Annotated in this window: 1 protein-coding gene; it reads left to right on the top strand. The window is 57.9% G+C overall.

The window, feature by feature from the left end:
* A partial coding sequence (locus SCA31_RS24910) for a Rid family hydrolase (RefSeq protein ID WP_410699628.1) occupies positions 1 to 174 on the top strand: 174 nt, incomplete at its 5' end.
* Between the last annotated feature and the right edge of the window lie 73 nt (positions 175 to 247).

Genomic DNA, 247 nt, shown 5'->3' on the forward strand with positions numbered 1-247 from the left:
GTCTCAGCTCAGGTCTGGGTAACTGACATGGCCGAGTTTGCCGAGATGAACGAGGTCTGGGATGCCTGGGTCTCACCGCAACATCCGCCGGTGCGTGCTGCAGTGCAGGCTGTGCTCGCCAGACCTGAGTGGAAGGTCGAGATGATGGTCATTGCCGCATTGCCAGAGAGCTGAAATTCACAGGCTCACTGCCTCGTCATCGTCTCATGATCAAGCGAGTGGATGGCGAGGCCGTGAGATGACTATC

Origin of the sequence: Chryseobacterium sp. SIMBA_028, assembly GCF_046535285.1 — a bacterium.
Lineage (GTDB): Bacteria > Bacteroidota > Bacteroidia > Flavobacteriales > Weeksellaceae > Chryseobacterium.